The organism is Delftia sp. PE138, from assembly GCF_018320755.1.
Taxonomy (GTDB): Bacteria; Pseudomonadota; Gammaproteobacteria; order Burkholderiales; family Burkholderiaceae_C; genus Comamonas; species Comamonas tsuruhatensis.
Genome location: NZ_JABEPN010000002.1, coordinates 610861 through 620923, shown reverse-complemented (window position 1 = coordinate 620923; position 10063 = coordinate 610861). Strand labels below are relative to the sequence as shown.

The 10063-nt window shown below is 72.0% G+C and carries 2 protein-coding genes; both read right to left on the bottom strand.

Features of this window, described 5'->3' with window-relative positions:
* Positions 1 to 10: 10 nt before the first annotated feature.
* Entirely contained in the window at positions 11 to 4717 is a 4707-nt protein-coding gene (locus HFGMBDPB_RS11785; RefSeq protein ID WP_212645428.1) for a type I polyketide synthase, read from the bottom strand.
* Positions 4717 to 10062, bottom strand: a complete 5346-nt coding sequence (locus tag HFGMBDPB_RS11780; RefSeq protein ID WP_212645427.1) for a non-ribosomal peptide synthetase — start codon at positions 10060 to 10062, stop codon at positions 4717 to 4719. The genes HFGMBDPB_RS11785 and HFGMBDPB_RS11780 overlap by 1 nt, the downstream gene beginning before the upstream one ends.
* Position 10063 lies beyond the last annotated feature (1 nt).

Here is a 10063-nt window from a genome sequence, read left to right as displayed (position 1 = left end):
GGTGGTCTTCTCACGCAGATGCGAAGGCGGCAAGGGCATCGCCTTCATCGGTAACGGTGGCCTCGATCTCCTCGATCAGCCGGGTCTCCACCAGCACGGCCAGCTCGCCGACGGTGGGGGCCTTGAAGAAGGCCGCAGGGTGCAGCTCGACACCAAAGCGCTTTTTCACGCGGCCCAGGATCTGCAGGGCCAGCAGCGAGTCGCCGCCCAGCTCGAACAGGTTGTCGTCCACGCCCACCGGGGCAATGCCCAGCATGTCGGTCCACAGAGCGGCCAGTGCCTGCTGCAGCTCGCCTTCGGCCGCGACGTAGGCGGTCTGCAGCGCCGGGCGCTGATGGCCGCCACGGGCCTGCGATCCGTTGGCAGGTTCGGCGACGGCTTCGGCGGCAGGTTCTGCCAGCGCATCCACCAGCCCGGCATCGATCTCGCCCAGGCGCTGCCGCAGGTCGGTGGTGGAGATGACCACCTGGTGCGGCACATCGCCGTTGACGATGCGCTCGAACACCGCTGCCGCTTCTGCGCCGCTCCAGCCTATGCCCTCGGGAATGCGCATGCCGGCGGCCATGCCCAGGTCACGCCAGGCGTCCCAGTCCACGGAGATGACGGGCCAGGCGCGCTGGCGGCTGGCCAGTGCCGCCAATGCATCCATGCAGGCATTGGCGGCGGCGTAGTCGCTCTTGCCCAGGCCTGCGGTGAGGCTGGAGATGGACGAGCACAGCAGCACGAAGTCCGGCGCCTGCACGTCCTGCGTGCCCTGCGTGCCCTGCGTGCCCAGCAGGTCCAGCAGCAGCCGGGTACCACGCAGCTTGGGGGCGAATACGCGCTCCACGCTGTCCCGCGTGCGGGTGGCCAGCATGCCGCTGTCGGCATGGCCTGCGGCATGGACCACGCCATGCAGGGCGCCAAAGCGCTGGTGCGCCAGCGCCAGCGCCGCCTGCATCTGCGCGGCGTCGGCCACATCGGCGGCCAGGGTCAGCACCTGGGCGCCCTCGGCCTCCAGGGCCAGCAACTGCAGCAGTTGCTGGCGCAGAGTGCTCGGCTGCCCGTCATCGGCGGCCAGCGCCTCCCATTGGCTGCGCGCAGGCAGCGCCGTGCGGCCCAGCAGCACCAGGCGGGCCTGCCAGTGCGCGGCCAGATGCCGGGCCAGCGCCAGGCCCACGCCGCCCAGGCCGCCTGTGATCAGGTACACGCCCTGCCTGCGCAGGCGCGGCGCTGCGGCTTCCTGCCATTGCAGGGGCTCGTAGGTCTTGCGCCAGCGGTGGGCACCGCGCAGGGCGATGGCCGTGTCGGCCGCGCGCAGCCCATGCGGCGCGCGGGCTTCGTCCAGCAGCTGGCGCGCCAGCCGGGCCTGCATTGCGGGCGAACCCGCCTGCACCACATCGACGAAACGGCAGTCGATGGACGGGCATTCCTGCCCTATCGCCTTGCACAGCGGAAAGACGGCGGCCATCTCGGGGTTCAGCGCTTCCGCTCCGGTCACATCTTCCGAACCGCCTGCGGCCACCAGCAGCAGCCGCCGTGTGCGCGGGCCTCCAGCGCCGTGCGCACGGGCCTCCAGCGCCTGCGTCAGGGCCAGCACGCTGTGAAAGCCGCGCTCCAGCGGCGCAGGGGCGGCCGCGTCCATGGCCCACAGGTGGTAGATGGCGCCCACGGGGCCGAACTGCGCCTGCACCGCATCGAGCAAGTCCTCGCAATCGCGGCGCTCGCCGGGGCGCACGGCATGCCGGCCCGGGGCCAGGCAGGCGGGGGCGGCGCCCGCTTCCACGCAGACCACATCGGCGCCCTGCGCGCGCAATGCGTGCACCAGGGCCTCGGCCGTGGCACTGCCGTCGCCAAACACCAGGGCCACCTGGGCTGCGGCGGCAGCGGTGCCTGCCGCCAACTGCAGAGGACTGCGCTGCCAGGCGGCTGCGTAGAACGGACCCGCAGTCGCCGAGGGACCTGCCGTGCCTGCCGCTTTCGGTGCATCGCCACCCTGCCCCGCCGCCTGCACCCAGAAAGAGCGGCGCTGGAAGGCATAGGTCGGCAACGGCACGCGCCGGCCTGGCCGCCCGCCCCGGCAGGCAGTCCAGTCGATGTCCACGCCCGCGCACCACAGTCCGGCAACGGCCTGCGCCAGCAGTTGCGCGCTGCGTGCGGTCTGCTGGGGATGGGCCTGGCTGGGCCAGATGCCGGCCGCCGTGGCGGCGCGCGCATGCTGGCGGGCCAGGGCGGCAAGGGCCTGGCCGGGGCCCACCTCCAGCAGCACGCGGCCCGGCACGCTCAGCAGCTCGTCCAGCCCGTCCGCAAAGCGCACGGTATGGCGCAGGTGGCCGGCCCAGTAGGCGGGGTTCATGGCCTGCTCGGCCGTGATGGGCTTGCCGGTCACGCTGGAGATGAAGGCCAGGCGCGGCGCATGCCGGGGCACGCTGGCCACCACCTGCTCCAGCTGCGCCAGCAGGGGCTCGGTCATGGCCGAGTGCGAGGCCACGGCAATGTGCAGCCGGCGCGCGGTGATGTCGCGCGCGCGCAGCGCCTCTTCGGCCGCCTCGACGGCGGACAGCGGGCCGGACAGCACGCACAGGCGTTCGCCATTGACGGCACCCAGGTCACAGCCCAGATCCAGCAGGGATTGCAGCTCGACCTCGGCCAGGGGCACCGAGGTCATGGCGCCCTGCGGCAGCGACTGCAGCAGGCGGCCGCGCGCCGCGACGATGCGCAGGGCATGCGGCAGCTCGAACACGCCGGCCAGGCAGGCCGCCACATACTCGCCCAGGCTGTGGCCCAGCATGGACATGGGCTGCACGCCGCGTGCCATCCACATCCGGGCCAGCGCATAGCCGATCACGAACAGGGCCGGCTGGGCCTTGTCCATGGCGGACAGCGCCGCGTCGGCCTCCACCTCTTCACCCGGGGCGGGGAACAGCCACTGGCGCAGGTCCCAGCCTGTTTCGGCCTGCAGCAGCTCGCAGCAGCGGTCCACCTCCTGCCGGAACACACCGCCGTCGCGGTACAGGTCCAGGCCCATGTTGGCGTGCTGCACGCCCCCGCCCGGGAAAAGAAAGACCACGCCGGGCGGCTGTGCCGGCACCTCGGTGGCCTGGCCTGGCGGCGCAGCAGCAGCAGCAGCAGCAGCAGCAGCAGTAGCAGCAGAGAGGTGCAGGCCCTCCACCGCCATGCCCATGCCGTCGGCCACCACGGCACGGCGATGGCCGAAGGCGCGGCGGCCCTGCTGCAGGGTGTGGGCCACATCGTCCAGCGACAGGCCGCTGCCGGCCTGCTGCAGATGGGCAGCCAGGCGGCGCGCCGACTCATCCAGCGCACGGGGGCTGCGAGCGGACAGCGGCAGCACCTGCCAGCCCCGGGCTGCATCCGCCTGTGTAAGGGAAGGGGCGGCAGAGGTGGCAGGGGCGGCAGCAGCCTCCTGCAGCACCACATGGACATTGGTGCCGCCAATGCCGAAGGCGCTCACGCCCGCGCGGCGCGGTGTGGCCGCCTGGGGCCAGGGCCTGGCCACGGTGTTGACATGGAAGGGACTGCGCTCGAAGTCGATCTGCGGATGCGGCCGCTCGAAATGCAGGCTCGGCGGCAAGGTGGCATGCCGCAGCGAGAGCACCGCCTTGATCAGGCCCGTGACACCGGCGGCCGCATCGAGATGGCCGATATTGGTCTTCACCGAGCCGATGGCGCAGTAGCCCCTGCGCTGCGTGCTGGCGCGAAAGGCCTGGGTCAGCGCCGCGATCTCGATGGGGTCGCCCAGCGCCGTGCCCGTGCCATGGGCTTCCACATAGCCGATGGTGTCGGCCGGCACGTCCGCCAGGGCCTGCGCCGCGCGCACCACGGCGGCCTGGCCGTTGACGCCGGGCGCCGTGAAGCCCACCTTGTCTGCGCCATCGTTGTTGGCGGCGCTGGCCAGGATGACGGCGTGGATGGTGTCGCCGTCGCGCAGCGCATCGTCCAGGCGCTTGAGCACCACAATGCCCGCGCCGCTGCCCTGCAGCGTGCCTGCGGCCTGGGCATCGAAGGCGCGGCAATGCCCGTCCGGCGAGAAGATGGCGCCGGCCTGGTAGCGGTAGCCGCCGTTTTGCAGCAGGTTGAGCGAGACGCCGCCGGCCAGCGCCATGGCGCATTCATGGCCCAGCAGCGCTTGGCAGGCGGTGTGCACGGCCATCAGCGAGGTCGAGCAGGCCGTCTGCACGGTGACGGCCGGGCCGCGCAGGTCCAGCTTGTAGGCCACGCGCGTGGCCAGGGCATCGGCGATGTTGCCGCTCATCAGGCCCAGCAGGTCGGCGACCTGGGCGCCAGGGCCCGGCGCATGGCGGGGCAGCAGATGGCGCATCAGGTAGACGCTGGCGCCCGTGCCCGCATACACGCCGATGGCGCCGGGGTAGCGCCGGCCCTCATAGCCCGCATGCTCCATCGCCTGCCACGCGCATTCCAGGAAAAGGCGGTGCTGCGGGTCCAGCTGCTCGGCATCGCGCGGGGTGTAGCCGAAGAAGTCGGCATCGAAGAGGTCCATGCCGGCCAGCGGCATGCCGGCCTTCACGTAGCCGGCATCGTCCAGCAGGGCCTGGGGCACGCCCAGGGCGCGCAGCTCATCGTCGCTGTAGCGCTTCACGGATTCGACGCCGTCACGGATGTTGGCCCAGAAGCGGTCGATGTCGTCGGCGCCCGGAAAGCGCCCGGCCATGCCGATGACGGCGATCTCCAGGCCGGTGGTTTCGGAGGAAGAAGACATCAGAGGGTCCTTTCGATGTGGCGCTTGCGCTGCAGCAGCGCCTCGCGGCGGCGCTGGGCCGCGTCCATGCCGTCCCGGGCGGCGGCCGCCTGCGCGGCGCCGTCGCCCTCGCCCTCGCTATCTGCGCCCTGCTCGATGCGTCGCGCCAGGGCCGACACCGTGGGGTGCTTGAAGAGATCGACCAGGGACAGCTCCCGGCCCAGCCGCGCCTCCAGCAGGCCATGCACGCGGATGAGTTGCAGCGAATGCCCGCCCAGGTCGAAGAAGTTGTCGCTGGCGCCTATGCGCTCCACGCCCAGCACCTGGGTCCAGAGGGCGGCAATGGTCGCGGCCACGCCGCCTTCGGGCGGCTCGTAGGCCTGGTGCTCCAGGGCCGGCAGGGCGGGCGCCTCGGGCAGCGCCTTGCGGTCCACCTTGCCATTGGCGTTCAGCGGCAAGGCATCCAGCACGGTGATGGACGAGGGCAGCATGTAGTCGGGCAGGGCCGCGGCCAGCGCGCTGCGCAGCGCGGCCATGTCCAGGGTCTGCCCCTGCTGCACCGAGACAAAGGCGGCCAGCCGCGCGCCGTCGGCCGCCTGGCGGGCGACCACCACAGCCTCGCGCACGGCGGGGTGGGCCAGCAGTTGCGCCTCCACCTCGGCCAGCTCGATGCGAAAGCCGCGGATCTTCACCTGGTGGTCCACGCGGCCCAGGTAGTCGATCTGGCCGTCGCCGCGCCAGCGCACCAGGTCGCCCGTGCGGTACAGGCGCTCGCCCGTGCGGCTGGCGGGATCGGCGACAAAGCGCTCGGCGCTCAGGCCCGGGCGCCGCCAGTAGCCGCGCGCCAGGCCCACACCGCCCAGATACAGCTCGCCGGCCACGCCGCGCGGCACCTCGTTGAGCGCGGCATCCAGCACATGGGTGCGCAGCCCGGCCACGGGGCGGCCTATGGGCACGGACAACGCGCCCTCGTCCCGGCAGTCCCACCAGGTGACCTCGATGGCCGCCTCCGTGGGGCCGTAGAGATTGAGCAGGCGGGTGCCGGGGAAGGCCTGCAGCACGGTCGCCTGCAATTCGGCGGACAGGGCTTCGCCGCTGCAGATGATGCGCTGCAGCCCCTGGCAGGTGGCGGCCGCCGGGTGCGCCATGAAGGCCTGCAGCATGGACGGCACGAAGTGGATGGTGCTGACCTGGTGGCGCGCTATCAGCTCGGCCAGGCGCCGGGGATCGCGGTGGTCGCCGGGGGCGGCCAGCGCCAGGCGTGCGCCGGTGGTCAACGGCCAGAAGAATTCCCAGAAGGAGATGTCGAAGCCGAAGGGCGTTTTCTGCAGCACCGTATCGCCCGGGCCCAGCGGCTGGTGCATCTGCCCCCAGGCCAGGCGGTTGCACAGCGAACGGTGGCGGTTGGCCGCGCCCTTGGGCCGGCCCGTGGAGCCCGAGGTGTAGATGACATAGACCAGGCTGTCGCCATGCAGGGCAACGGCCGGGTTGTGGGCCGGCATGTCCTGCAGCCGGGACGCCAGGCCCGGCACATCGACCAGTCGGGCACTGCAGCTGGCCGGCAGGCGGTCACGCACCTGCGGCTGCACCAGCACCAGGGACACGCCGCTGTCCTCCAGCATGTAGGCGATGCGGTCGGCCGGGTGCTCGGGGTCGATGGGCACATAGGCCGCGCCGGCCTTCATGATGGCCAGCAGCCCCACGACCATCTCGATGGAGCGCTCCATGGCAATGCCCACCGGCACGCCGGGCCGCACGCCCGATGCGATCAGGTGATGCGCCAGGCGGTTGGCGCGCGCATTGAGCTCGGCGTAGCCCAGCGTGGCCTCGCCCAGGCACAGGGCCGGGGCATCGGGGCTGCGCGCCACCTGCTGCTCGAAGCGGCGGTGCACGATGTCGCCGCCGTGCAGGACCTGGCCATTGCAGCTCCAGGCCGCCAGTTGCTGGCGTTCGTCGGGATCCAGCAGCGGCACCTCGTCCACGGCACATTGGGGCTGGTGCGCCAGTGCGTCCAGCATGGCCGCATAGTGGGCGGCCAGGCGCTGCATGCTGCCCGGCTCGAACAGCTCGCGGGCATAGACCAGGCTGATGCCCAGGCCGCCATCGGAGCGCTCGCGCACTTCCACGGTCAGCTCGAACTGTGCATCTGCGGCCGCCAGCGGCTGGCCGGCCACCGTCCAGCCCGGCACCTGCTGCAGCGCGTGCCAGTCCTCCACCAGATGATTGAACAGCACCTGGAACAAGGGGCTGTGCGCCAGGCTGCGCTGCGGCTGCAGCGCCTCCACCAGCTGCTCGAACGGCAGCGCGTGGTGGGCCTGGGCGCCCTGCGCCGCCTCGCGGGCCTGCTGCAGCACCTCGGACAGGCGCATGCGCCCGTCGATGCGGTTGCGCAGCACCAGGGTGTTGACGAAAAAGCCGACCACGCCCTGCAGGTCGGCATGCGCGCGGTTGGCTACGGGCACGCCGACGCGGATGTCCTCCTGGCCCGTGTAGCGGTACAGCAGTGCCTGCCATCCTGCCAGCAGCAGCGTGAAGAGCGTGTCTGCCTGCTGGCGGGCCTGCGCGCGCAGCGCCTGCAAGGTCGCGCCGGGCAGTTCGAAGCCGTGCCGCCCCGCACGATAGCGTGCCAGCGCCTGGCGAGGATGGTCGGTAGGCAGGGCCAGCACAGGCTGGGCCTCGCCTGGAGGCACCTGCAACCGTTCCAGCCAGTAGGCCAGCGAGGCCTGCTGGCCTTGCTGGGCCTGCTGAGCCTGCTCCCGCTGCCAGACGGCGTAGTCCACGTACTGCAGCGCCGGGCCGCTGTCCGGGGCGCCGGCATACAGCGCCGCCAGATCGTCCAGCAGGATCTGCATGGAGGCGCCGTCGGAGACGATGTGGTGCATCACCAGCGCCAGGATGTGCTCATGGGCCTGCAGCCGCACCAGGCCAGCCCTGGCCAGCGGCCCCTGCTGCAGATCAAAGGGCTGGGCGCACAGCGCCTGCAGCCATTGGGCGGCGTGCTCCTGGCGCTGCGCGGAGTCGCCCTGCGCGGCATCCAGCCACTGCAGCTCCAGCCTGCCCTGGGGGTCCAGGCGCTGCTCGACCTCCCCATCGGGCCGGGCGTTGAATACCGTGCGCAGCGAACCATGCCGTTCGGCCAGGCCCTGCACGGCTGCACGCAGGGCGCCTGCATCCAGCGGCCCGGTGATGCGCAGGGCGCCCTGCACGTGGTAGGCCGTGCTGCGCGTATCCATCTTCCAGAGAAACCATTGGCGCTGCTGGGCCGGCGTCAGCGGCAGGGGCATGGCGCGACGAGCCTCGGCCAGCGGGGCAATGCGCTGCAGTGCCGTGCCCGGCTGGCGCTGTTGGCACAGCCGGTCGATGTCGTGCGCCTGGTCGCGCAGCCGCGGGTGCTCGAAGACCCGCCCGGCCGGATACTCCAGGGACCATTGCCGGCAGATGCGCGCAGCCAGCCGCACGGCGGCCAGGGAGTTGCCGCCTTGCGCGAAGAAGTTGGCCTCGCCGGCCGGCTTGTGCAGGGCATCGCCACCGAGCACTTCGCGCCACAGGCCGGCCAGCGTGCCTGTGGTGGGATCTGCCGCGCCCGCCTCCTGCGGTGCCTGGCTGCCGCCGTCCGCGAAGCGGCCCGACTCGAACACGGCCCAGGCATCCAGCGTGCGCGCGGACCAGCCCTGGCGGCAGGCTGCGCGCTGCAGCTTGCCGCTGGAGGTGCGGGGCAAGGCGCCGGGGTTGAGCAGCACGATCACCGTGGGTGCCTCGCCGCACTGCGCGCCCACGGCGGTGCTCAGGGCATCGACCAGGGCCTGGGCCGGCACCAGCTTTTGCATGCCGAACGAGACTTCGGCAGCAATGCCTATGCCCTCCCGGCCATCGATGTCCACCGCAAACGCGGCCACGCGTCCCTTGCGCACGGCTTCTACCTCGGCCTCGACCACGCGCTCGATGTCCTGCGGGTAGAGGTTGTGCCCGCGCACGATGATCAGGTCCTTGATGCGGCCCGCCACATGGACCTGCCCGCCGTGCACGAAACCCAGGTCGCCCGTGCGCAGCCAGCGCCGGCCTGCATGCTCGACAAAGGCCTGCTGCGTTTGCTGCGGCTTGCCCCAGTAGCCCTGGCTGATGCTGGGGCCGTGCGCCCAGATCTCGCCCACGCGGCCGGGCTCCAGCACCTGCAGGCTGTGCGGATCGACGATGGCCACGGCATGGCCGGGAACGGCGGGGCCGCAGCCCACCAGCGCGGTGGTCTGCGAGGCGCCGGGGCTTTCCACGGCCCGGCCCTGGCCCAGGGCCTCGGTATCGAAGGACGTGATCGTGGCGCCCGCGCCGCAACTGCCGCCGGTGATGAACAGGGTGGCCTCGGCCAGGCCGTAGCAGGCATAGGCCGCGTCGGGCCGCAGGCCGCAGGCGGCAAAGCGCTGCGCGAAGGCCGTGACGGTGTCGGCACGCACGGGCTCGGCGCCGGTGTAGGCCAGCCGCCAGCTCGACAGGTCCAGCTGCGCCAGCTGCGACGGCTTGATGCGCTCCAGGCACATGCAGTAGGCGAAGTCGGGGCCGCCGCTGATGGTGGCGCGGTGGCGCGAGATCAGCTCCAGCCAGCGCACGGGGCTTTCCAGGAAGAGGCGCGGCGAGGTCAGCACCAGCGGCAGCCCGCTGTACAGCGGCTGCAGCAGGCCGCCGATCAGGCCCATGTCGTGGTACAGCGGTGCCCAGGACATGAAGCGGTCGCCCGCGCCGATGTCCATGCGCTGCTGGATGGCGGCCTCGTTGGCGATGAGGTTGCCGTGGCTGACCATCACGCCCTTGGGCGCCGAGGTGGAGCCCGAGGTGTATTGCAGGAAGGCGATGTCGTCGGCAGCCGGCGCATGGGGCCGCCAGGCGTCGGCATCGGCCAGGTCCACCTGGTCGGCGGCCACGGCGGCAATGCCGGCAAAGCGCGCATCGGCGCCGGGCAGGGCCTGCATCACTTCGGCCGTGCTGATCACGCAGGCCGCGTCCGCGTCGCCCACGATGCCCAGCAGCCGCTCCAGGTGCTGCACGCGCAGCGATTCCAGCGGCGGCACCGGCACGGCGATCACGCCCGCGTAGAAGCAGGCCAGCATGCTGGCGGCGTAGTGCTCGTCGTTGTCCATCATCACCAGGGCGCGCGCGCCCACGGGGCACAGCTGCTGCAGCCGGGCGGCCAGCGCGCGCACGCGGCGATCGAACTCGCCATAGCTGTGGCTGCGCTCGACCACGCGGCCGTCCTGCACGGCGGCCACGGTGAGCCAGATGTCGTCGGGCCGCTGCTGCGCCAGGCCCCTCAGATGCTCGACCAGGCTGGCCGGCGCCTGGCCTGCTGCCGCGATTGCACTTTGTCCACTCAGCATG